Genomic DNA, 23,129 nt, shown 5'->3' on the forward strand with positions numbered 1-23,129 from the left:
GGATCAGCCTGGAGCGCCGACGGCGTCGGGTGCGCCCGTGACGACGCAGTGGGTTCGGCTGTAGATCGTCGGCATGCACTGATTGCAGTGCGTGCACGCGGAGTGCACGCGGTGCTGGGCGTCCTCGGCGGCGATCCGGTTGATCAGGTCAGGCTCGGCCAGCAGCGCGCGGGCCATCGCGACGAACTCGAATCCCTCCGCCATCGCCAGGTCCATCGTCTCCCGGTTGGTGATGCCACCGAGCAGGATCAACGGCATCGTCAACTCGGCGCGGAACAGCTTGGCGTCGCGCAAGAGATAGGCCTCGCGGTAGGGGTATTCGCGCAGGAACTTCTTGCCGGTCATGCGCATGCCCCAGCGCAGCGGTGGCTTGAACGCGCCGGCGAACTGCTTGAGCGGCGCGTCGCCGCGGAACAGGTACATCGGATTGACCAGCGAGCTGCCCGCGGTCAGTTCGATCGCGTCGAGCCCGCCGTCTTCCTCCAGCCACTTGGCGGTCCTCAGCGATTCCTCCGTGCTGATGCCGCCGCGCACGCCGTCGGCCATGTTCAGCTTGGCGGTCACCGCGATCGGCGTGCCTTCCTTTTCCACCGCGCGCCGGACGGCCATCACCATGCCGCGGGCGACCTTGGCGCGGTTTTCCAGCGAGCCGCCGAATTCGTCGTCGCGGCGGTTGATCAGCGGGGACAGGAACGAACTCGCCAGGTAGTTGTGGCCCAGGTGGATCTCGACGGCGTCGAAGCCGGCTTCGATCGCCAGCCGCGCGGCGTTGGCGTGCCCGGCGATGACCTCGTCGATGTCGTCGCGGGTGGCCTTCTTGGCGAAGCGCATCCCGATCGGATTGAAGAACCGGACCGGCGCCAGCGCTTTCGCCTTGTTCGACTTGGCGTTGGCCACCGGGCCGGCGTGGCCGATCTGCGCGCTGACCGCCGCGCCCTCGGCGTGGATCGCGTCGGTGAGCCGACGGAACCCGGGCACGGCCTCGGGCCGCATCCAGATCCCGTTGCCTTCGGTGCGCCCGCCGGGGGAGACGGCGCAGTAGGCGACGGTCGTCATGCCGACCCCGCCGGCGGCCGGCAGCCGGTGGTATTCGATGAGGTCGTCGGTCACCAGCGCGTCGGGCGTGCGCGCCTCGAACGTGGCGGACTTGATGGTGCGGTTACGCAGCGTGATCGGACCGAGCTTCGCGGGGCTGAAGACGTCCGGAGGGGTAGACATACCGGGAGCGTGCCAGACTGTCAGCGTGGGAGCAATCACGCTGGACGGCAAGGCCACCCGCGACGAGATCTTCGTCGACCTCAAAGAACGCGTGGCCAAATTGACCGCATCGGGACGCACCCCCGGTTTGGGCACCATCCTGGTGGGCGACGACCCGGGTTCGCAGGCGTACGTGCGGGGCAAGCACGCCGATTGCGCCAAGGTCGGGATCACCTCGATCCGGCGCGACCTGCCCGCCGACATCAGCGCCGCCGCGCTCAACGACACCATCGACGAGCTGAACGCGAACCCCGAGTGCACCGGTTACATCGTGCAGTTGCCGCTGCCCAAGCACCTGGACGAGAACGCCGCGCTGGAGCGGGTCGACCCGAAAAAGGACGCCGACGGGCTGCACCCGACCAACCTGGGCCGGCTGGTGCTCAACAACCCGGCCCCGCTGCCGTGCACGCCGCGCGGCATCGTGCACCTGCTGCGTCGTTACGACGTCGAGATCGCCGGGGCGCACGTGGTCGTCATCGGCCGGGGCGTTACGGTCGGTCGCCCGCTGGGGCTGCTGCTGACCCGTCGTTCCGAGAACGCCACGGTGACGTTGTGCCACACCGCAACTCGCGACCTGCCGGCGTTGACCAGGCAGGCCGACATCATCGTCGCCGCCGTCGGGGTCCCGCACCTGCTGACCGCCGACATGGTGCGTCCCGGCGCCGCGGTGCTCGACGTGGGGGTCAGCCGGACGGACGACGGACTCGTCGGCGACGTGCACCCCGACGTGTGGGATGTGGCCGGCCACGTGTCGCCCAACCCCGGCGGCGTGGGCCCGCTGACCCGCGCCTTCCTACTGACCAACGTCGTCGAGCTGGCCGAACGGGGATGACCGCCCGGACCGTGCTGCGGGCTCAGTGGCCGATTATGTTGGTGGGCTTGATCTTTGCCGCGGCTCTGGCCCTGGTGGGGGCCAACTTCTGGCGCCGCGGTTCGCTGTTGATCGGCATCGGTGTGGGAGTGGCCGCGCTGCTGCGCTTGCTGCTGTCCGAGGATCGGGCCGGACTACTCGTGGTGCGCGGCAAGGGAATCGACTTCATCACCACCGCGGCGGTCGGGGCGGCGATGGTCTACATCGCGTGGACGATCGACCCGCTGGGCACCGTCTAGAAACTCGGCAGCGCCGGGACCTGACCCGGCATCTGGCCGGCCATGCCCGGTATCTGGCCGGTCATTCCGGGGATCTGGCCCGCCATCCCCGGAATCTGTCCGGGCATTCCCGGAACCTGCGGCATGGCGCCGGACAGGTTGCCGCTGGCCACATTCGCCATCGCCTCGGGGCAGTACGTTTGGATCGCGATGGTGGTGAACATGCTGGCCATCTGCGGGGACATGCCCCGGCCGGAGATGCTGGACGCGGCCGCGGCGAAGCTGCCGCCCGGCTGCGACAGCATCGGGCAGATCGACTCGCCGACGGCCATCGCGTTCCCGGGCTCGCCGAAGTCGATGCCGGCGTGATTGAGCGCATCGATGAAGTCGTCGCCGTTGCCCTCCGCTTCGGCCGGCGCGGCGAACGCCGAAGCCACGGTGAGCAGGCCTGCCGCCGCGGCGAGCACGCGAATGGCGAGCGGCTGATGGCGCAAAACCCCCATCCATCGATGAGTTCCTGCAAGTGCCTTCACGCAGCCTCCCCGTCCGCCGTGGAGTGCACGGATGGCACTCGAATCACGCCTACGAACTCTGAGCCATCACTGTCACGTTTGCGAAACGGTGGGGTAAAGGTTCGCACAATATGCGTTTCGTGAGGTCGCTGTGCTCGCGATGTCGCTTATTAAGTGGCGCCATCGGGCCGGCGGATCGGTGGCCGCTGCGGCCCCGCCGACACCGCGTTGTCGTGGCGCAACCACGCTGCGAACTCCTGGCTGGGCACCGCATGCCAAGCGGTGCAACAGTTCTCGATGGGCGGGCAGGCCGACTATGCTTTGGGCGCGTCATGGTTCCGCCTCCCGCGGATGTATTTTCGGATATCGGAAACAAATAACGAAATCCCTTGTGTCACTGTGGTTTCAGTGGTCACAAAGCGGCGATTGTTGTCGGTGGGTGCCGATAGTTTGGCGGTGTGAGTCCACGTAGTCAGGCTGAGGTCGACGCGGTGTTTGATGCGCTCGATGCCGTCGTGGACCGTGCGTGTGCGTTGTCGTTGGACGCGTTGAGCATTCAGCAGCAGCTGGCGGTGTTGGGGCGCTGCGAACGGGTGCGCCGGCGGCTGCCGGCGATCGAGCATCCGGTGCTCAATTCGTTGGCGCGTCAAGCCCCCACCCAAGAACTCGGCGCCGCGCTGCCCCAGGCGCTTTCCGACCGTCTCCTGATCCGCCACCGCGAGGCATCCCGGCGCCTCAAAGAAGCCCAAGACCTGGGCCCGCGCCACGGCCTGACCGGCGAACCGATCCCCCCGGTGCTGGCCGCGACCGCGGCTGCCCAACGCGCCGGCCGGCTGGGTGCCGGTCAGGTGGCGGTGATCCGCAGCTTTTACCACCAGCTGCCGGGCTGGATCGATGCCGCCGCGCGCGCCGAGGCCGAGGGTCTGCTGGCCGGGCTGGGCACCCAGTTTCCCCCCGAGCACCTGCGCGAGTTGGCGCGCACGATGACCAACGCCCTGAACCCCGATGGCACCTTCACCGACGAGGACCGTGCCCGCCAACGGGGGGTGACCCTGGGTGACCAGCAACCCGATGGCATGTCGGCATTGCGCGGGCTGATCACTCCCGAGTTGCGGGCCACTTTCGAAGCGGTGGTGGCCAAGCTGGGCGCCCCGGGCATGTGCAATCCGCTCGACGAGGCCCCGTGTGTGCAGGGTTCACCTAGCCAAGAGGCCATCGAGCGCGACCCGCGCTCAGCCGCCCAACGCACCCACGACGCCCTATTGGCCGCGCTGCGCGCGCTGCTGGCCTCCGGCGAGTTAGGCCAACACAACGGGCTGCCCGCCTCCATCATCGTCACCACCACCCTGGCCGAGCTCGAAGCCGCCGCCGGGCACGGGCTGACCGGCGGGGGCACCATCGTGCCGATGAGCGATGTGATCCGCCTAAGCCGCCACGCCCATCACTACCTGGCCATCTTCGACAAAGGCAAGGCCCTGGCGCTCTATCACACCAAACGGCTGGCCTCCCCCGGACAGCGAATCGTGTTGTACGCCAAGGACCGCGGCTGCACCGCACCCGGCTGCACCGTCTCGGGCTACTTATCCGAAGTCCACCACGTCACCGACTACGCCACCTGCCACACCACCGACGTCAACGACCTGACCTTTGCCTGCGGCCCCCACCACCGCCTGCTGCAACCCGGCGGCTGGAGCACCCGCAAAAACACCAAAGGCAACACCGAATGGAAACCACCCCCACAATTCGACCGCGGCCAACCCCACACCAACACCTACCACCACCCCGAAAAACTGCTACGCAACGGAGATGACGACGACGAGGCGGATTGACCGGGCGCTCAGCCGGCCAGCGTCGCCCGGGTGCACCTGGTGACGTAGGGCAGCGCCAGGCCGGTCGCATTCGCCAGCGCCGGATGGGTGGCGAGCAACTCGCGCACCTCGTCGAGCGTTCTGGAGCGGACCTCGGTCGGCGAGGTGATGCAGTAGCTGCGCGACGCGACGAGGTCGATCAATGCTTGCGGCGTAAGGTAACTCGTCCACTCGACCTGATGCTGCGCGAGTTCGGTGAACGGCTCGGGCAGCTTCACCTGGGTGCGGCCGCCGTCGCCGTCGCTGCCGATGATCCGGCCCAGTTCGCGGACCCAGCCGAGCCGCTCGTCGCGGGTGTTCCACACCAGGCCCAGCCGCCCGCCCGGCCGCAGCACGCGGGCCACCTCGGGTATCGCGCGCTCGGGGTCCACCCAATGCCAGGCCTGCGCCACCAGCACGACGTCAACGCTGTTGTCTTCCAACGGAATCTCTTCCGCCGTGCCCAACAGGGCCCGGGTCTCGGGCAGCGAGGTCCGCAGCACTTCGAGCATGTCCGGGATCGGGTCGACGGCCACCACGTCCAGGCCGCGCTCCACCAACCGGGTCGTCAGCTTGCCGGTGCCGGCACCCAGGTCGAGCACCTGGCGCGCGCCGACCGGCAACAGCCAGTCGATCGCTTCCGGGGGATAGGAGGGGCGGCCACGCTCGTAGGCCGCGGCCGCCGAGCCGAATGACAAGGAGCGGTCGTGCGGCGAGTCGGTCACCGTTGCGACGTGCCTTCGCTGCTGTCCGCATCGGCCAATACCAGTGTCTTGCGGATCAATTCGCCGACCGCGCCGGATTCCACCAAGAAGCCGTCGTGCCCGCAGACGGAGTCGACCACCTGCAGGGCGGTGCAGCCCGGCAGGTGTTCGGCCAGCTCCTCCTGCAGTCGCAGCGGGTACAGGCGGTCGGAGGTGATGCCGCCCACCACCACCGGAACCGGGCAGCCACCCAGCGCCTTGGTCACCCCGCCGCGGCCGCGGCCGACGTCGTGACTGTTCAGCGCTTCGGTCAACACCACGTAGCTGCCCGCGTCGAAGCGCTCCACCAGCTTGTCGCCCTGGTACTCCAGGTAGCTCTGCACCGCATAGCGACCGCCGTCGGCCGGATCCTCATCGCTCTGACCGTCATTGGCGAAGCGGGTGTCCAGGTCGACTTCACCGCGGTAGGTCAGGTGGGCGAAGCGCCGCGCGATCGCCAGCCCGGTTTCCGGCGCCACCCCGGTGTCGTGATAGTCGCCGCCGCGCCAGTTGGGGTCCGCCTTGATGGCCGCGACCTGCGTGCACTGGGTGCCGATCTGATCGGCGGTGGCGCGCGCGCCCACGGCCAACAGCAGCCCGGCCCGCACCCGGTCCGGGTGACCGACGATCCACTCCAAAGCCCTTGCGCCGCCCATGGATCCACCGACCACGGCGGCGACCTGGTCGATCCCCAGCGCGGCCAGCGCGGCGATGTCGGCCTGCACCTGGTCGCGGATCGAAATCCGCGGGAACCTCGAGCCCCAGGGCTTTCCGTCCCGGGTCCGCGAGCTGGGGCCGGTGGAGCCGCGGCAACCGCCGAGCACGTTCGTGGCCACCGCGCACCAGCGGTCGGTGTCGATCGGCGCGCCCGGCCCGACCATTCCCTCCCACCAGCCGCCGGTGGGATGCCCGGGCCCAGCCGGCCCGGTGATGTGCGAGTCACCGGTCAGGGCGTGCAGCACCATCACCACGTTGTCGCGCGTCGGCGACAATTCGCCCCAGCGCTGGACGGCGATGTGCACGTCGTCGATCACCGCGCCGCTCTCGGTGGTCAGCGCGCCGATGTGGACAAAGCCGATTTCGCCTTCGTCGGGCAGCGTTTGGGTGGGCACGTCGGAGATCGTCATGGGCCGGAATCCTTTAGAACGCCGCCACGGCCTGCGGATCGGTGCCGGACGCCCCCGCCGTCGCGCCGAATTTGGCTGCCGCGGCGAAGCCGAGCTCCAGATCGGCCAGGATGTCGTCGATTCCCTCGATGCCCACGGCCAGCCGCACCAGCCCCGGGCTGACCCCGGTGCTCAGCTGCTCCTGCGGGGACAGCTGGGCGTGCGTCGTGGACGCCGGGTGGATCACCAGGGAACGCACGTCGCCGATGTTGGCGACGTGGCTGTGCAGCTTCAGTGCGTTCACGAAGGCCTTGCCCGCCTCGATGCCGCCGGCCAACTCGAACGACAGCACCGCGCCGGTTCCCTTGGGCGCCAGCTTCTTTGCCCGCTCGTGCCAGGGCGAGCTGGGCAGTCCGGCGTAGTTCACCGAGAGCACGCCCTCGTGGCCGGCCAAAAACTCGGCCACCCGCTGCGCGTTGGCGACGTGACGCTCGATGCGCAGGCTCAGCGTCTCGATGCCCTGGGCGACCAGGAACGCGTTGAACGGCGCGGCGGCTGAACCGAGGTCGCGCAGCAGCTGCACGCGCGCCTTGAGCGCGTAGGCCGGCGGGCCGAGCTCGGCGAACACCACGCCGTGGTAGCTCGGGTCGGGGGTGGTGAATCCCGGGAAACGGCCCTGCGTCCAGTCGAAGGTGCCGCCGTCGATGATGACCCCGGCGATCGCCGAACCGTGCCCGCCGAGGTACTTGGTGGCCGAGTGCACGACGATGTCCGCGCCGTGCTGCAGCGGCTGGATCAGGTAGGGCGTGGCGATCGTGTTGTCCACGATCAGCGGGACGCCGTTGTCGTGGGCCACCCCGGCGACGCCGGGGATGTCCAGGATGTCGATCTGCGGGTTGGAGATGGTCTCGGCGAAGAACGCTTTGGTGTTAGGCCGCGCCGCGGCCCGCCACGAATCCAGATCGTCGGGATCCTCCACGAAGCTGACCTCGATGCCGAGCTTGGCCAGTGAGTAGTGGAGCAGGTTGTAGGTTCCGCCGTAGAGCCTCGGGCTCGAGACGATGTGATCTCCGGCACACGCGAGGTTCAAGATGGCGAACGTGGCCGCCGCCTGACCGGAGCTCAGGAACAGCGCCGCCACACCGCCCTCGAGCGCGGCGATGCGCTGCTCGACGACGTCGGTGGTCGGGTTGCCGATCCGGGTGTAGATGTTGCCCGGAACCTCCAGCCCGAACAGGGCGGCGGCGTGCGTGGTGTCGTCGAAGACGTACGAGGTGGTTTGGTAGATCGGCAGGGCGCGGGCGTTGGTGGCTGCGTCGGGCTGCTGGCCGGCGTGCACCTGTTTGGTCTCGAACGACCAGTGCGCGGTCGGATCGGTGTTGTCGCTGGTAGTACCGTTCTCGGAACTCACGTGGGTTGGCTTTCTCCTGGGATATGGGCTCGGGTCTCAGCGGGGCCTTAGCGGGGCCTCAGCGCGGCCGGGGTGGCCGGTCGGCTAGCAGCGGCGCACGGTGGCGCACGTCGGCGGATCCACAAGGGTGGGCCGATCGCACGGAGCTGGACAGAAGCACATCACGTGTCCCCTCTAGTCAGGGGTCCGTTATGGCGGACCCGCGCTTGCCGCGCAGCCTGTGGCTACTAGACCTGGTCATCACCCGGGGCACCCCACCGCGGTTGGAGGGTTGCCGGCCAGCAAGCCGGGGCTTGACGCTGGCGCTCATGACCAATACGAAGACTATCTTACTGTGCCGACCTGCTGCCAACCGTGCGGTGCGCACGCAGGTCGACACCTGTCCAAACACCCTTGATAACGTGGCAGTTAGATTGCCGAGCCCCCAGAATTCGAACCCATCATTGCCGCCGGGAGAGGGACCGTGAGCGCCGAACAGCCGACCGTCATCTACACGCTGACCGACGAGGCGCCATTGCTGGCGACCTACGCGTTCCTGCCGATCGTGCGTGCCTTCGCCGAACCCGCGGGCATCGAGATCCAGACCAGCGACATCTCGGTCGCGGCCCGGATCCTCGCCGAGTTCCCCGAACACCTGACCGAAGAGCAGCGGGTCCCCGACAACCTGGCGGAGCTGGGTCGGCTGACGAAGTTGGCCGACACCAACATCATCAAGTTGCCGAACATCAGCGCCTCGGTACCCCAGCTGATCGCCGCCGTCAAGGAACTGCAGGGCAAGGGATTCAAGATTCCGGACTTTCCGCAGAGCCCGAAGACCGACGAGGACAAGGAAATTCGCGACCGCTACGCCAAGTGCCTGGGCAGCGCGGTGAACCCCGTGCTGCGGCAAGGTAACTCGGACCGGCGTGCGCCCAAGGCCGTCAAGGAATACGCCCGCAAGCACCCGCACAGCATGGCGGACTGGTCGCCGGCGTCGCGCACACACGTGGCGACGATGAAGGGCGGCGACTTCTACCACGGCGAGAAGTCGATGACGCTGGACCGCGCGCGCAACGTGAAGATGGAGCTGGAGACCGAAAGCGGCAAGACGGTCGTGCTCAAACCGATGGTGTCGCTGCGCAACGCCGACGTCATCGACTCCATGTTCATGAGCAAAAAGGCGCTCATCGAGTTCTACGAACAACAGATGCAGGACGCCTACGAGACCGGCGTGATGTTCTCGTTGCACGTCAAGGCGACGATGATGAAGGTCTCCCACCCCATCGTCTTCGGCCACGCCGTGAAGATCTTCTACAAGGAGGCCTTCGCCAAGCACCAGGAGCTCTTCGACGAACTGGGCGTCGACGTCAACAACGGACTGGTCGACCTGTACAGCAAGATCGAGTCGCTCCCGGCATCGCTGCACGAGGAGATCATCCGCGATCTGCACGCGTGCCACGAGCACCGGCCCGAGCTGGCGATGGTCGATTCGGCCAAGGGCATCACCAACTTTCATTCGCCCAGCGACGTGATCGTCGACGCGTCGATGCCGGCGATGATCCGCGCGGGCGGCAAGATGTGGGGCGCCGACGGGCGGCAGAAGGACACCAAGGCCGTCAACCCCGAGTCCACCTTTTCCCGGATCTACCAGGAGATCATCAACTTCTGTAAGACCCACGGGCAGTTCGATCCGACGACGATGGGCACCGTTCCCAACGTCGGGCTGATGGCACAGCAGGCCGAGGAGTACGGCTCGCACGACAAGACCTTCGAAATCCCCGAGGGCGGCGTCGCCAACATCGTCGACCTCGACACCGGGGAAGTCCTGCTGACCCAGAACGTGGAGGCCGGCGACATCTGGCGCATGCCCATCGTGCGCGACGAAGCGATCCGCGACTGGGTCAAGCTGGCCGTCACCCGGGCGCGCAACTCGGGCATGACCGTGGTGTTCTGGCTCGACACCGAACGCCCGCACGAGGTCGAGCTGCGCAAGAAGGTCAAGGAGTACCTCAAGGAACACGACACCGAGGGCCTGGACATCAACATCATGCCGCAGGTGTGGGCCATGAGGTACACGCTGGAGCGCGCGATGCGCGGCCAGGACACCATCGCCGCCACCGGAAACATCCTGCGCGACTACCTCACCGACCTGTTCCCGATCCTGGAGCTGGGCACCAGCGCCAAGATGCTGTCCATCGTGCCCTTGATGGCCGGCGGCGGCATGTACGAGACCGGGGCGGGCGGTTCGGCGCCCAAGCACGTCCACCAACTCGTCGAGGAGAATCACCTGCGCTGGGATTCGCTCGGTGAATTCCTCGCCCTGGGAGCGTGTTTCGAGGACATCGGCATCAAGAACGACAACGAGCGTGCCAAGCTGCTGGGTAAGACGCTGGATTCCGCGATCGGAAAGCTGTTGGACCACAACAAGAGTCCGTCGCGCAAGACCGGTGAACTCGACAACCGCGGCAGCCAGTACTACCTGGCCCTGTACTGGGCGGCCGAACTCGCCGCGCAGAACGACGACGAGGAGTTGCGCGAGCGCTTCGCCGCGCTGGCCGAGTCGTTGGGCGAGAACGAGGACACGATCGTCGCCGAACTCGCCGAGGTGCAGGGTGAGGCGGTCGACATCGGCGGGTACTACTACCCGGACAGCGAGAAGACGACGGCAGTGATGCGGCCGAGCAAGACGTTCAACGAGGTGCTGGCGGCCGCGCAGAGCTGACGCCGCAGGGAGGCGCCGATGTCCAACCCGGGTTCCAAAGAAGCCAAGATCAAGGTCAAAGGCCGCGTCGTCGAGCTCGACGGCGACGAGATGACCCGCGTCATCTGGAAGCTGATCAAGGACATGCTGATCCTTCCGCACCTCGACATCGATCTGGACTACTACGACCTGGGCATCGAGCACCGCGACCGCACCGACGACCAGGTGACGATCGACGCGGCCTACGCCATCAAGAAGCATGGCGTGGGCGTCAAATGCGCGACCATCACACCCGACGAGGCCCGTGTCCAGGAGTTCAACCTCAAGAAGATGTGGCTCTCGCCCAACGGGACGATCCGGAACATCTTGGGCGGCACCATCTTCCGCGAACCGATCGTCATCTCTAACGTGCCGCGCCTGGTGCCGGGCTGGACCAAGCCGATCGTCATCGGCCGCCACGCATTCGGCGACCAGTACCGGGCGACCAATTTCAAGGTCGACAAGCCCGGCACCGTCGCCATCACCTTCACCCCCGCCGATGGCAGCCAGCCGATGGTGCACGAGATGGTGTCCCTCCCCTCCGACGGCGGCGTCGTGATGGGGATGTACAACTTCAAGGACTCCGTGCGCGACTTCGCGCGCGCGTCGTTCAAGTACGGCCTGAACGCCAAGTGGCCGGTGTACCTGTCCACCAAGAACACCATCCTCAAGGCCTACGACGGCATGTTCAAAGACGAGTTCCAGCGCATCTACGACGAGGAGTTCAAGGAGCAGTTCGAGGCCGAGGGCCTGACCTACGAGCACCGGCTGATCGACGACATGGTGGCCGCCTGCCTCAAGTGGGAGGGCGGCTACGTGTGGGCGTGCAAGAACTATGACGGCGACGTGCAGTCCGACGCCATCGCCCAGGGCTACGGCTCGCTGGGGCTGATGACCTCGGTGCTGATGACGGCCGACGGCAAGACGGTCGAGGCGGAGGCCGCGCACGGCACCGTCACCCGGCATTTTCGCCAGTATCAGGCCGGCAAGCCGACCTCGACCAACCCGATCGCCTCGATCTTCGCCTGGACGCGCGGGCTGGCGCACCGCGGCAAGCTGGACGACACCCCCGAGGTGGTCGAGTTCGCGCAGACGCTGGAAAACGTCATCGTCTCCACCGTCGAGAGCGGGAAGATGACCAAGGACCTCGCCATCCTGATCGGGCCCGACCAGAAGTGGCAGCAGAGCGAGGAATTCCTCGACTCGATCGCCGAGAACCTGGAAAAGGAACTGGCTAGCTAGCCGGCGGCCGGTGGCGGCCGGGAAGCCGATCGGGGCCCGGCTTGGTGCATTCGTCGAGGAAATCGATGATCACGTCGGCCACCCGGTCGGGCGCCTCCAGCATCGGCACGTGCCCGACACCGTCGAGGGTGGTCACCCGCGTCCCCTCGGGCAGAAAGTCGGTGAAATGCCGGCTGTACCTGCGCGGCGGGAAAATCCGATCCTTTTCGCACAGCACCAGGTGGGTGGGCACGGCCGTCTGCGCCAGCTCCAGCAGCCCGGGCTGCAGCAGCGACTTGGCCAACAACTGGAAGTAGGCCGGGCAGTGCGCGGCGTCGTCGGCGATGTCGGCCAGCTGGCGGTCGCTGATCCCGTCCGGCGACGCGCTCAGCGGCAGGGTCGCCAGGCGGCGGCTGTACGGCAGCTGTAACGCCCGACGGCCCAGCAACCGGGCCGCCCCGATGAACGGCATGAGCGCGATGAACTTGAAGATGACCTGGAATTTTCCGAGGTTGAAGCGCGTCCATCCGCCCGCCGGGGCGACACCGGTGACGCTGCGGGCCCGGCCGCGCCGCTCGAGCTCGAACGCGACCCAGCCGCCCAACGAGTTGCCGACGATGTGCGCGGTCTGCCATCCCCGTTTGTCGAGTTCGGCCTCGACACGGTCGGCCAGCACCGACGAGCTCAGCAGCCAGGTGCCCGCATAGGGCCCGCCGTTGTGGCCTGCCATGGTCGGGGCGAACACCTCGTAGCGGCCGGTGTCGGCCAATCGCTGGGCGACTGGCTCCCACACCATCTGGGACAGCATGAACGGGTGCAACAGCAGGACCGGCTCCCCGGAACCCAGCTGGATAGGCGAACGAGTCGTCATAACCCGACATTAAAGGCGGTACCGCCGGTACTGCAAGGCGGGGTGATCGCGAGCACGCGGCAGGCCGCACGCTCGGCACCGAGGGGGAAGCCGGCCGCACACTCGGCGGCGGCGCCGCGCGTGAAAAGATCGGTGCATCATGAGCACCGCTACCGGATCCAGCCGCATTTTTTCCGGCGTGCAGCCCACGTCCGATTCGCTTCACCTGGGTAACGCGCTGGGCGCCGTCACCCAGTGGGTCGAGCTGCAGGACGACTGGGGGGATGACTGGGACGCGTTCTTCTGCGTGGTCGACCTGCACGCCATCACCATCGCCCAGGATCCCGAGGCGCTGCGGCGGCGGACCTTGGTCACGGCCGCCCAATACCTGGCCCTGGGCATCAACCCGGCCCGCAGCACGGTCTTCGTGCAAAGCCACGTGCCCGCCCACACGCAGCTGGCCTGGGTGCTGGGCTGCTTCACCGGTTTCGGCCAGGCGTCGCGGATGACGCAGTTCAAGGACAAGTCGCTGCGCCAGGGCGCCGACTCCACCACCGTGGGTCTGTTCACCTACCCGGTGCTGCAGGCCGCCGACGTGCTGGCCTACGACACCGACCTGGTGCCGGTGGGCGAAGACCAGCGTCAGCATCTCGAGCTGGCCCGCGACGTGGCGCAGCGGTTCAACGCCCGATTCCCGGATACGTTCGTGGTGCCCGACATGCTCATCCCCAAGGCGACCGCGAAGATCTACGACCTGTCCGACCCGACGTCGAAGATGAGCAAATCCGCGGCCACCGACGCGGGGTTGATCAACCTGCTCGACGATCCGGCGTTGTCGGCCAAGAAGATTCGATCGGCGGTGACCGACAGCGAGCGCGAGATCCGCTTCGACACCGACGCCAAGCCTGGCGTGTCCAACCTGTTGACCATCCAGGCTGCGGTCAGCGGCGTCGGCGTGGACAAGCTCGTCGAGAGCTATGGCGGAAGGGGTTACGGCGATTTGAAGAAGGACACCGCGGAGGCGGTGGTCGAGTTCGTCGCCCCGATCAAGGCCCGGGTCGACGAACTGACGGCCGACTTGGCCGAATTGGAGGCCATTTTGGCGGCCGGCGCCGAACGGGCCCAGGATGTCGCCGGGAAAACGGTCCAACGGGTTTACGATCGGCTTGGGTTCCTTCCGCAACGGAGGTAAGAAGTTCCACGATGAGCGAGCCGGCCGAGGAGGGCTTTCTTGATCGGCTGCGGGCCCGGTACGGCTGGCTCGACCATGTCATCCGCGCCTACCAGCGTTTCGACGAGCGCAATGGCGGGTTCTTTGCCGCAGGTCTCACCTATTACACGATTTTCGCGTTGTTTCCCTTGCTCATGGTCGGTTTCGCGGTGTTCGGTTTCGTGCTGGCCCGGCGGCCGCACCTGCTGAGCACGATCGACGACCACATTCGCTCGCAGGTGTCGGGCACGCTGGGAAATCAGCTGCAGGAGTTGATGAATTCGGCCATCGACGCCCGGACTTCGGTCGGGGTCATCGGTCTGGTCACCGCGGTGTGGGCGGGCCTGGGCTGGATCTCGCACCTGCGGCAAGCGCTGACCGAGATGTGGTGGGACTCCCAGATCGAGTCAGCGAGCTTCGTGCGCGGCAAGTTCTCCGATCTGCTGGCGATGATGGGGACGTTCGCGGTGATAGTGGCCACCGTCGCGCTGACCACCGTCGGTCACGCCGCACCCATGGCCACCTTGCTGAAATGGCTTGGCATACCGCAGTTTGCGGTGTTCGACTGGCTCTTCTGGCTGTTCTCGATCCTGATCGCGACGCTGGTGTCGTGGCTCCTGTTCACGTGGATGATCGCGCGGCTGCCCCGGGAAAAGGTCAGTTTCGTCGATTCGATGCGGGCCGGGCTGATCGCGGCCGTCGGGTTCGAAGTGTTCAAACAGGTGGGGTCGATCTATCTGAAGACCGTGTTGCGCAGCCCGGCGGGCGCCGCGTTCGGGCCGGTGCTGGGGTTGATGGTGTTCGCTTACATCACGGCCTATCTCGTGCTGTTCTGCACCGCCTGGGCGGCGACGGCGTCCACCGATCCGCGCGACCAGCACGTCGAGCCGCCGGCCCCGGCGATCATCGCGCCGCGGGTGCACATGGACGAAGGTCTGGGCACCCGCCAGACGCTGACCGCGATGGCGTTGGGAGCCGTTGGGGCGCTGGCGCTTTCCCGGATCGCCGGGTTCGCGCGCCGCGGCCGCTAGCTGACCAGCTTCAAACCGGCGATGCAGGCCACGATCCCGGCGATCAGCAACAGCTTGGTGGGCGATGCCGGCTCGTCGCCGATCACCGCCGCGTAGCCGACCGTGAGCACGGCCCCGACGCCGACCCATACCGCATAGCTGGTTCCGACCGGCAGGCTGCGCATTGCGGTCGCCAGTCCGGCCATCGAAAGCGTAAGCGCGACAACGAAGACCAGCACAGGGCCGAGCCGGGTGAAGCCGTCGGACTTGTTCAGCGCGGTCGCCCACACCGCCTCCAACACCCCCGACGCGATCAAGACGAGCCATGCCATTGCGCACCTCCACGGCGCCGTCTTTTCGCTGGCCGGGTACGGGGCCCCTCGTCCGGTGTCAGGTGCTGACCGCTCCGATGCTAACAAGGTCGGCGCCCGAACGGATGAGCGTTCACAGCCCGGCCACCCGGCCCACGAGCACCGTGACGGCGGCGACGAAGATCGCCACATTCACCGCGACGCTGCGGGGTTCGCGCAGATAGGTATGCGAGGCCATGGCGCCGACCATGACGACCGCGAGCCCGCCGGCGGCGGCCGGGATGAGGAACTCCGCGATTCCGACCAGCGGGGGCAGGACAAGGCCTACGGCCGCCAGCAGTTCACAAAAGGCGGTGACGCGCACCACGGGCATGGGGAATGGCGCGATACCGGTTTGTCCCGTCGCGAGAAGCCGCTCCCGTGGCATGCTGATCTTCGCCAGCCCCGAGAGAAGGAAGATGGCGGCAAGCAATCCCTGCAGCGTCCACAGCAGCGCATTCATGGTGACCTCCTAGTCGATGACGTGTCACACCTATGACGAGGTCGCGGCGCAACGTGTGACAAACACCAGGTAGATCGGCTACCCGTCGACCAGCCAGTCGCCGTGGGACATGACGGCGGTCACCCGCAGCTCACGGTCGAGCACCACGAGATCGGCGTCATAGCCGGGCCGCAGGCTGCCCACCCGATCGAGCCCCAACGTGCGTGCCGGCGTCGCCGACGTCACCTGAACCGCGGCGAGCAGCCCGGCGTCGCGGTCCTCACCGAACCCGGCCACGGTGTGAAAGAGCTGATCCATGGTGGCCGTGCTGCCCGCGATCGTCGACGTCCCCTGCACCCGCGCGACGCCGGAGACCACCTCGATGCGCACCGCGCCGAGCCGATACTCGCCGTCGGCGCGGCCCGCCGCGGCGATCGCGTCGGTGATCACGGCGACTCGGTCCGCGCCGGCGGTCTCGATCACCGTGCGCGCCACGTCCGGGTGCAGGTGCACGCCGTCGGCGATGAGCTCGACGGTCACGCGCGGGTCCCGCAGCAACGCGAGCGCGGGGCCGGGATCGCGATGGTGCAGCGGCGGCATCGCGTTGAACAGATGCGTGCCGACCGTGGCGCCCAGCGCGATGGCATGCCGGGTCTGTTCGTAGCTTGCGTCGGTATGCCCCAGCGCCACAACGACTCCCGCGTCCACGAAACGCCGGATCGCGGCGTCGGCCCCGGGCAGCTCCGGCGCCAGGGTGACCATCTTGATCGCGTCGCCGCCGGCGGTCAGCACGGCATCGATCTCTGCCGGGTCGGGGTCGCGCATCTGGGTGCGGTCATGGGCCCCGCAGTGCGCCCGGCTCAGCCACGGGCCCTCGAGATGAATGCCGCCGACCGTGCCCCGCCTGGTGGCCCCGGTGAGCGCGCGCACGCCGCCGAGCAGTTCCGGGGGAGCGGCGGTCACGAGGCTGGCCAGCGTGGTGGTGGTGCCGTGGCGACGGTGGAAGGCGGTGGCGCCGTCGATGCCGTCGGCGTCGGTGTAGGAAGCCCCGCCGCCGCCGTGTACGTGCATGTCGACAAAGCCCGGTGCCACAACGCAATCGGGGTACTCGCGATCCGGCGGGTGTGGCGGCGCGCCGATCGCGCAGGCCTCGATCCGCCCGCCGGAGGTCTCGATCCAGCCCGGCCGGCAGATCCGCCCGTCGAGGATCATGGTTCCCGCGGCGATCAGCCCCACCGGCCGCCGTTCTCCCAGAAGTGGCGGATGTCCTCGAGTTGGCGCCCCTTGGTCTCCGGCGCATACCGGTAGACGAAGGCGAACGCGATCAACGCGAGCGCGGCAAATGTCGCGAAAGTCCCTGCGCCGCCCAATGAATGCAGCAGGGTCAGGAAGACGGCGGCGATGATGGCGTTGGCCACCAGGTTGGAGGTCAGCATGGTGCTCGACCCGATCGAGCGCAGCCGGGACGGGAAGCTTTCGCTGGCGTACACCCATCCCAGCGAACCGAAACCCATGGTGTAGCCGAAGATGAACAACAGCACGCCGGCGAACCCGGCGACCGCGCCGCCGATCCCACGGCCGAACACGGCGATCAGCACGACGTCGGCGCCAATCATCATGGCGGTGCCGCACAACAGGATTGGCCGCCGGCCCACCCGGTCGACCAGTAGCAGCGCCGTGCCGACGGCGGCCAACCCCGCCACCTGGACCAGCGCGGGCAGACCCAGCAGCGCGAAATTGCCGGTGAAGCCCATGGCCTCAAATATCCGCGGGCTGTAGTAGATGATCGCGTTGATGCCGGTGATCTGGATCAAAAAGCCGAGAACGACGACGAAGACGGTGGCCCGAAGGTAGGGCCTGCGAACCATTTCCGGCAGCATCTCGGAGAGCTTGCCGCTACCCTCGTTGACGGCGCGGCCGATATCGGCCAGCTCGTCGTCGACCTGCGCGTCGGGCTCCACGCGCAGCAGCGCCCGCCGCGCGTCGTCGTCCCGGCCCTTGAGCACGTACCATCGGGCCGTATCGGGCATTCGAATCACTTGCGGCGCCAACAGCATTGCGGGCACGCAGGCTAATCCCAGCATCCATCGCCAGCTGTGGGTGCCGGCCAGCAAGTAGCCGGTCACGTATCCGATGATGAGCCCGCTGACAATCGCCAGCTGGTAGGCCGTCAGCAGCGAGCCGCGCACCGCCGTCGGTGCCGATTCGGCCACGTACACCGGGACGACCACCACCGTCACGCCGATGGTCAAGCCGACGAGCAGGCGCGCCGCCAGCAGCATCGGCAGCGACACCGAGAACGCGGCCAGCAGCGCGAAAGCCGTGTAGGCGAACAGGATCAGTACCACCGACTTTTTCCGCCCGATCACGTTGGCCAGCACGCCAGCACCGAGCGCCCCGATGATCTGGCCGATGACCACCATCGTGGTCAGCAGTTCCTGTTGCCGCGTGGACAGCCCGAATTCCTCGGTGACGAACAGCTGCGCCCCGGCGATGATGGACAGGTCGTAGCCGTAGATGACGCCCACGCTGGCGGCGGTCAGCCCGACCAGCAGGCCGCTCCGCGATCCGGTGGCCACCGGCGGTCAGCGGTGTTGAGGTCGACGGTTCATCGAGCGCGCGGCCATGATCAAGCTAAACACGATGATGGCCCCGATGACAGCGACGCCCACCCGGACCGGCATGGCGTCCGCCGAACCGATGATCGCGCCGGCGGCGGCGTTCGTGGCGAGCCGGTCGGCGACGGTGTCGCTCTTGGCCGGCGCCAGCGACGGGTCGGGGGCGACGAGCGAGCCGACCTGAGTGCCCTGCGGGGTGGCGAATCCGTAGTCCAGCAGATGCGCGGCCTGTTCCCACGGCGCGATCGGTTGCCGCGTGCCGTGCAGCAGCACCGCCACCAGCCGCCGCCCGTCGTGGTTGGCCGCGCCGACGAACGTCTGGCCCGCGTCGTCGGTGTAGCCCGTCTTGCCGCCCAGGGCGCCGGGGTACTTGTAGAGCAGCTGGTTGTCGTTCTCCAGCTCGTAGCCGGGATGGTCGCCGTGGCCGGGGAAGTCGAAGGTGCGGGTCGCCACGATGTTGGCGAAGGTGGGATTCTGCCACGCGTAGCGGTAGAACAGCCCGATGTCGTAGGCCGACGTGCTCATGCCGGGCGCGTCCAGCCCCGACGGCGACGCCACCCGGGTGTCCTGACCGCCCAGCTTGGCGGCCAGCACGTTGATCTTCTCCAGCGCCTGCTGCATGCCGCCGAGTTGCATGGCCAGCGCGTGGGCGGCGTCGTTGCCGGAATGCATCAGCAGCCCGTGCAGCAGCTGGTTGACGGTGAAGACGCCGCCTTCCTGGACGCCGACCTTGGTGCCCTCGGCGGCCGCGTCGTCGGCGGTGCCGGCCACCGATTTGTTCAGGTTGAGCGCGTTGATGGAGGCCATCGCCACCAACACCTTGATGATGCTGGCCGGGCGGTGGCGCGCGTGCGGGTCTTTGGCGGCAATCACCGCGCCGCTGTCCAGGTCGGCCACCAGCCAGGCCTCGGCGGATACGTCGCCCGGCAGTGGCGGCGTATTCGGCGCGGCGACAATGCCGCAACTGCCCAGGGCGTCACCGCCGACGGGCTTGGCGGGCACCGCCAGCGGGATCGGGGGATCGCCGGCGGTGGGGACCTCCGACGAATCCACCGCCGGTGGGGTGGTCACCTTGTACGGACAGCTTGCGGGCGCGGCATTGGGTTCGGCGCCGGGCTCGGCCCGTCCCAGTGGCAGGGCGCTCGGGAGGGCCGTTGCGGCGGGAGCCCAGGCCACGAAAACCACCGCAACCAGGCACGACATCGAACGTAGGAAGCTCATCGTCTGTGCAGACTAGGCGATCGGTGGCCCGAATCCGGGGAGCCGCGCTGTGACTGATGGGACGGAAGTTACTTCATCCGGGGCGGTGGGTCCGGGATACGCTGGGCGCGCGGTCCGCGGGAAGCGCCCGCCCACACCGACTCAGAGGATGTGCCATTTCCGACGCTCGATTGTGGACCAGGTTGCGCCGCAAGCGCGAAGGCGCGGTTGAGGTGTGTGGCGCCGGCCCGCGCGCGCTGAAGGATCTGCTCAAGCAGGTCGAGAAGGCGACCCAGGTGCGGCGTTCCGGGCTCGATCAGGTGCTGGCGGAATTGACGGTGCACCGTGACGGCGCCGCCGAGCCGGAGCTGCGCTCCGCGCTGGCCTGGCTGTGCAACGCCGTCTCGCGGTTCGGGCGCAACCCGAGCGCCCCGCACGCCCGCGAGGTGATGCTGGCCGCCGACGCGGTCAGGCGCGCACCCGCCGGCTAGCGGGGGCTTACAGCGCCGTGGCGGCCAGGTCCACGTGGGCGACGGCCGCAAGCCACCGGACCGGGTGGATAGGTGGTTTGCGCGCCATGCCTGGGACTTTAGATGGCCTTGGACTCCTCGGCGAGCACAGCGCGAAGGATGGATTCGATGGTGTCGAACTCGGTTTGGCCGCTGATCAGCGGCGGCGCCAGCTGGATGACGGAATCGCCGCGGTCGTCGGTGCGGCAGTACAGCCCGGCCTCGAACAGCGCCGCGCCGATCCGGGCCAGCAGCGGCCGGCGCTCGGCGTCGGTGAACGTCTGCTTGGTCGCCTTGTCCTTGACCAGTTCCACACCGTAGAAGAAACCCTCGCCGCGCACGTCGCCGACGATCGGAAGGTCGTAGAGCCTTTCCAGGGTGGCGCGCAACGCCGGCGCGTGGGTCCTGACGTGCTCGTTGAGCCCCTCGCGCTCGAAGATGTCGAGGTTGGCCAGCCCGACGGCCGCCGAAACCGGGTGGCCCCCAAAGGTATAGCCGTGCGGGAACATCGTCGCGCCATCGTTGAACGGCTCGAACAGGCGCTCGCTGGCGATCATGGCGCCGATCGGTGAGTAGCCCGACGTCATCCCCTTGGCGCAGGTGATCATGTCGGGCACGTAGCCGAAGTCGTCACAGGCGAACATCGACCCGATGCGGCCGAACGCGCAGATCACCTCGTCGGAGACCAGCAGCACGTCGTATTCGTCGCAGATCTCGCGCACCCGTTCGAAATAGCCTGGGGGAGGCGGGATGCTGCCTCCGGCGTTCTGCACCGGCTCGAGAAATACCGCTGCGACGGTGTCGGGGCCCTCGAACTCGATGGCCTCGGCGATACGGTCGGCGGCCCACCGCCCGAAGGCCTTTGCGTCAGTGTTGAACGGTTCCGGCGCCCGATAGAAGTTGGTGTTGGGCACCCGGAAGCCGCCGGGCGTCACCGGCTCGAACGGCGCCTTGTATTTCGGCAGGCCGGTGATCGCCAGCGCGCCCTGGGTGGTGCCGTGATAGGCGACCGACCGCGAAATCACCTTGTGCTTACCGGGTTTGCCGGTGAGCTTGAAGTATTGCTTGGCCAGTTTCCAGGCGGTCTCGACGGCCTCGGTGCCCCCGGTGGTGAAGAAGACCCGGTTCAGGTCGCCCGGGGTGTAGCCGGCGAGACGCTCGGCGAGCTCGATCGCCGTCGGGGTGGCATACCCCCACAGCGGGAAGAACGCCAGCGTGCCCGCCTGCCGGCCGACGGCCTCGGCGAGCTCGGCGCGGCCGTGACCGACCTGCACGGTGAACAGCCCGGACAGGCCGTCGAGGTAGCTCTTGCCGCGGTCGTCGAAGATGGTGACACCCTCACCGCGGGTGATGATCGGCGGCGCGATTCCCGGGCCGTGCCGGGAGAAGTGCAGCCACAGGTTGTCGGTCATTGGTGGTGAGCGTAGCGCTCGTCGTCGCGCGTTAGGCTCATCACTATGACCTCAGCGCAGCGGGTCAGCGAATTCGAGTCGTTGCGACCGCATCTCATGTCGGTCGCCTACCGGCTGACCGGCACGGTCGCCGACGCCGAGGACATCGTCCAGGACGCGTGGCTGCGCTGGCACCGGCAGGACACGACGATCACCGACCTGCGGGCGTGGTTGACCACGGTGGTGAGCAGGCTGGGCCTGGACCGGCTGCGCTCGGCCGCGCATCGCCGCGAGACCTACACCGGGAACTGGCTGCCCGAGCCCGTCGTCACCGGGTTCGGCGCCCCCGCCGCCGAACCCGATCCGCTGTCCGCGGTGGTTTCCGGCGAGGACGCCCGGTTCGCGGCGATGGTGGTGCTCGAGCGGCTCTCGCCCGACCAGCGGGTGGCGTTCGTGTTGCACGACGGGTTCGACGTGCCGTTCCCGGAGGTGGCCGACGTGTTGGGCACCAGCGCGGCCGCCGCCCGGCAGCTGGCCTCGCGGGCGCGCAAGGCCGTCACGGCCGAGCCGCCGCCCGAGCCCGACCCGTCGCACAACCAGGTGGTGGGCGAGTTGTTGGCCGCCATGGCCGCCGGCGATCTGGAAGCCGTGGTGGCGTTGCTGCATCCGGACGTCGTTTTCACCGGCGATTCGAATGGCAAGGCGCCCACCGCGGTTCAGGTTATCCACGGCCCGGACAAGGTGGTCCGGTTCATGCTCGGCCTGGCGAACCGCTACGGCCCCGCGTTCTACACGTCGTATAAACTCGGACTGGTCAACGGCGAGCTGGGCATCTACACCGCCGGCTTTCCGTCCGCCGAGGGCTACCGCGAGATGTGTCCGCGGATCATGGCGATGACGGTGCGAGACGGAAAGATCTGCGCCCTCTGGGATGTCGCCAACCCGGACAAGTTCACCGGTTCTCCGTTGCGGTCTCGCCAGGCTCGCTGATCCAGGGAATGCGGCACGCGTCACCGGAATTGAAGCCCTGCTCGGTGATGCCCAGCGCGGCGTTCACCCGCGCCCGCATGTTCTCCAGCCCGATCTGATAGGTCAGCTCGAACACGCCGGCGTCGCCGAAGCGGGCCCGCAGATCGTCGACCTGCTCGTCGGTGACGGTGTGCGGGTCGGTGGTGATCGCGGCGGCGTAGGCGATGGCGGCACGCTCGTCGTCGGTGTAGGCCGGTGAGGTGGCGTAGTCGTCGATCTCCTTGAGCCGCTCGGTGTCCAGGCCGTCCAGCCGCTGCAGCATCGAGCCGAAGTCGACGCACCACGAGCAGCCGATCTGGCGCGCGGTCCACAACACCGCCAGCTCACGCACGCTGGCGGGCAGGGTCTTCGATGCCCGCTCGACCATCGTCTCGTGCATGGCGCTCGCGACCATCAGCTTGCGATGGTGCGCGGCCACGGCGAAGGGTTCGGGTACTTGGCCATAGCGCCGCTTGGCGACCCGGTACATGGCCCGGATCAGCAGGCCGGCGCGCTGGGGTGGCAGGGGCTCGATGCGGGTTTTCTGTGTCATACCCATCAGACGAGACAGGCCCGCGATGTGTGACGGCCACGTGGCCCGCTCGGCGTCACCGTGGCGTGACGCTGCGCGTCGAC

The 23,129-nt window shown here is 67.9% G+C and carries 22 protein-coding genes and 2 riboswitches; of the genes, 9 read left to right on the plus strand and 13 right to left on the minus strand.

Features of this window, described 5'->3' with window-relative positions:
• Window positions 1-3 precede the first annotated feature (3 nt).
• Window positions 4-1,218 (minus strand): NADH:flavin oxidoreductase, encoded by a 1,215-nt coding sequence (locus tag ACZ50Z_RS25260; protein WP_464485975.1) that lies wholly within the window; start codon window positions 1,216-1,218, stop codon window positions 4-6.
• Between the two features lie 25 nt (window positions 1,219-1,243).
• Between ACZ50Z_RS25260 and ACZ50Z_RS25265 the strand changes: the two genes are divergently transcribed.
• Window positions 1,244-2,089, plus strand: a complete 846-nt coding sequence (locus tag ACZ50Z_RS25265; RefSeq protein ID WP_464485976.1) for a bifunctional methylenetetrahydrofolate dehydrogenase/methenyltetrahydrofolate cyclohydrolase — start codon at window positions 1,244-1,246, stop codon at window positions 2,087-2,089.
• Entirely contained in the window at window positions 2,086-2,367 is a 282-nt protein-coding gene (locus tag ACZ50Z_RS25270; RefSeq protein ID WP_464485977.1) for a DUF3017 domain-containing protein, read from the plus strand. Before ACZ50Z_RS25265 ends, ACZ50Z_RS25270 begins: the two co-directional genes overlap by 4 nt.
• Here the strand turns inward: ACZ50Z_RS25270 and ACZ50Z_RS25275 are convergent.
• Window positions 2,364-2,879 (minus strand): DUF732 domain-containing protein, encoded by a 516-nt coding sequence (locus ACZ50Z_RS25275; RefSeq protein ID WP_464485978.1) that lies wholly within the window; start codon window positions 2,877-2,879, stop codon window positions 2,364-2,366. The two genes, ACZ50Z_RS25270 and ACZ50Z_RS25275, sit on opposite strands and share 4 nt — an antisense overlap.
• A gap of 437 nt (window positions 2,880-3,316) precedes the next feature.
• Between ACZ50Z_RS25275 and ACZ50Z_RS25280 the strand changes: the two genes are divergently transcribed.
• On the plus strand, window positions 3,317-4,687 hold the full coding sequence (locus tag ACZ50Z_RS25280; protein WP_464485979.1) for an HNH endonuclease signature motif containing protein: 1,371 nt from the start codon (window positions 3,317-3,319) through the stop codon (window positions 4,685-4,687).
• Window positions 4,688-4,695: 8 nt separating this feature from the next.
• Here ACZ50Z_RS25280 and ACZ50Z_RS25285 read toward each other — a convergent pair whose 3' ends face one another.
• Genes ACZ50Z_RS25285 through ACZ50Z_RS25295 form a run of 3 tightly spaced genes read right to left on the minus strand, consistent with a single transcriptional unit; the run spans window position 4,696 to window position 7,965 of the window.
• Window positions 4,696-5,430, minus strand: coding sequence for a class I SAM-dependent methyltransferase (locus tag ACZ50Z_RS25285; protein ID WP_464485980.1), 735 nt, complete (start codon window positions 5,428-5,430; stop codon window positions 4,696-4,698).
• Window positions 5,427-6,575 (minus strand): homoserine O-acetyltransferase MetX, encoded by a 1,149-nt coding sequence (gene metX, locus ACZ50Z_RS25290; RefSeq protein ID WP_464485981.1) that lies wholly within the window; start codon window positions 6,573-6,575, stop codon window positions 5,427-5,429. Before metX ends, ACZ50Z_RS25285 begins: the two co-directional genes overlap by 4 nt.
• Window positions 6,576-6,588: 13 nt before the next feature.
• Window positions 6,589-7,965 carry a bifunctional o-acetylhomoserine/o-acetylserine sulfhydrylase gene (locus tag ACZ50Z_RS25295; RefSeq protein WP_464485982.1) on the minus strand — a complete coding sequence of 459 codons (1,377 nt, stop codon included), beginning with the start codon at window positions 7,963-7,965 and terminating at the stop codon, window positions 6,589-6,591.
• 197 nt (window positions 7,966-8,162) lie between these two features.
• Window positions 8,163-8,279, minus strand: a riboswitch (SAM riboswitch).
• Between the two features lie 149 nt (window positions 8,280-8,428).
• Between ACZ50Z_RS25295 and ACZ50Z_RS25300 the strand changes: the two genes are divergently transcribed.
• Together ACZ50Z_RS25300 and ACZ50Z_RS25305 are read left to right on the plus strand one after the other, a co-directional pair.
• Window positions 8,429-10,666, plus strand: coding sequence for an NADP-dependent isocitrate dehydrogenase (locus tag ACZ50Z_RS25300; RefSeq protein ID WP_464485983.1), 2,238 nt, complete (start codon window positions 8,429-8,431; stop codon window positions 10,664-10,666).
• A gap of 18 nt (window positions 10,667-10,684) precedes the next feature.
• Window positions 10,685-11,926, plus strand: coding sequence for an NADP-dependent isocitrate dehydrogenase (locus tag ACZ50Z_RS25305; RefSeq protein ID WP_464485984.1), 1,242 nt, complete (start codon window positions 10,685-10,687; stop codon window positions 11,924-11,926).
• Here ACZ50Z_RS25305 and ACZ50Z_RS25310 read toward each other — a convergent pair.
• Window positions 11,919-12,731, minus strand: a complete 813-nt coding sequence (locus ACZ50Z_RS25310) for an alpha/beta fold hydrolase (protein ID WP_464486402.1) — start codon at window positions 12,729-12,731, stop codon at window positions 11,919-11,921. The genes ACZ50Z_RS25305 and ACZ50Z_RS25310 overlap by 8 nt on opposite strands.
• Before the next feature lie 184 nt (window positions 12,732-12,915).
• Here ACZ50Z_RS25310 and trpS point away from each other — a divergent pair, with 184 nt between their 5' ends.
• On the plus strand, window positions 12,916-13,947 hold the full coding sequence (gene trpS, locus ACZ50Z_RS25315) for a tryptophan--tRNA ligase (RefSeq protein WP_464485985.1): 1,032 nt from the start codon (window positions 12,916-12,918) through the stop codon (window positions 13,945-13,947).
• A gap of 11 nt (window positions 13,948-13,958) precedes the next feature.
• Window positions 13,959-14,996, plus strand: coding sequence for an inner membrane protein YhjD (gene yhjD / locus ACZ50Z_RS25320; protein WP_464485986.1), 1,038 nt, complete (start codon window positions 13,959-13,961; stop codon window positions 14,994-14,996).
• Here yhjD and ACZ50Z_RS25325 read toward each other — a convergent pair.
• From ACZ50Z_RS25325 to dacB1, 5 genes are all read right to left on the minus strand, one after another.
• Window positions 14,993-15,307 carry a DMT family transporter gene (locus tag ACZ50Z_RS25325; RefSeq protein ID WP_464485987.1) on the minus strand — a complete coding sequence of 105 codons (315 nt, stop codon included), beginning with the start codon at window positions 15,305-15,307 and terminating at the stop codon, window positions 14,993-14,995. The genes yhjD and ACZ50Z_RS25325 overlap by 4 nt on opposite strands.
• Before the next feature lie 11 nt (window positions 15,308-15,318).
• A riboswitch (guanidine-III (ykkC-III) riboswitch) is annotated at window positions 15,319-15,382 on the minus strand.
• Between the two features lie 37 nt (window positions 15,383-15,419).
• On the minus strand, window positions 15,420-15,788 hold the full coding sequence (locus ACZ50Z_RS25330) for a DoxX family protein (RefSeq protein ID WP_464485988.1): 369 nt from the start codon (window positions 15,786-15,788) through the stop codon (window positions 15,420-15,422).
• A 78-nt stretch (window positions 15,789-15,866) separates the two neighbouring features.
• On the minus strand, window positions 15,867-16,979 hold the full coding sequence (nagA, locus tag ACZ50Z_RS25335) for an N-acetylglucosamine-6-phosphate deacetylase (RefSeq protein WP_464486403.1): 1,113 nt from the start codon (window positions 16,977-16,979) through the stop codon (window positions 15,867-15,869).
• A gap of 14 nt (window positions 16,980-16,993) precedes the next feature.
• Window positions 16,994-18,346, minus strand: coding sequence for a sugar porter family MFS transporter (locus ACZ50Z_RS25340; protein WP_464485989.1), 1,353 nt, complete (start codon window positions 18,344-18,346; stop codon window positions 16,994-16,996).
• 6 nt (window positions 18,347-18,352) lie between these two features.
• Complete coding sequence (gene dacB1, locus ACZ50Z_RS25345; protein ID WP_464485990.1) at window positions 18,353-19,606, minus strand: D-alanyl-D-alanine carboxypeptidase DacB1; 1,254 nt, start codon at window positions 19,604-19,606, stop codon at window positions 18,353-18,355.
• A 170-nt stretch (window positions 19,607-19,776) separates the two neighbouring features.
• On the opposite strand from dacB1, the gene ACZ50Z_RS25350 reads away from it, so the two are divergent.
• On the plus strand, window positions 19,777-20,076 hold the full coding sequence (locus ACZ50Z_RS25350) for a hypothetical protein (protein ID WP_464485991.1): 300 nt from the start codon (window positions 19,777-19,779) through the stop codon (window positions 20,074-20,076).
• Window positions 20,077-20,174: 98 nt separating this feature from the next.
• Here the strand turns inward: ACZ50Z_RS25350 and ACZ50Z_RS25355 are convergent, their stop codons facing one another.
• Window positions 20,175-21,506, minus strand: coding sequence for an aspartate aminotransferase family protein (locus ACZ50Z_RS25355; protein ID WP_464485992.1), 1,332 nt, complete (start codon window positions 21,504-21,506; stop codon window positions 20,175-20,177).
• 45 nt (window positions 21,507-21,551) lie between these two features.
• Between ACZ50Z_RS25355 and ACZ50Z_RS25360 the strand changes: the two genes are divergently transcribed.
• Window positions 21,552-22,475, plus strand: a complete 924-nt coding sequence (locus tag ACZ50Z_RS25360; RefSeq protein ID WP_464485993.1) for a sigma-70 family RNA polymerase sigma factor — start codon at window positions 21,552-21,554, stop codon at window positions 22,473-22,475.
• Here ACZ50Z_RS25360 and ACZ50Z_RS25365 read toward each other — a convergent pair.
• Complete coding sequence (locus ACZ50Z_RS25365) at window positions 22,438-23,046, minus strand: carboxymuconolactone decarboxylase family protein (protein ID WP_464485994.1); 609 nt, start codon at window positions 23,044-23,046, stop codon at window positions 22,438-22,440. The genes ACZ50Z_RS25360 and ACZ50Z_RS25365 overlap by 38 nt on opposite strands.
• Window positions 23,047-23,129 lie beyond the last annotated feature (83 nt).

Source organism: Mycobacterium sp. NTMscope_MAC_269 (assembly GCF_976985695.1).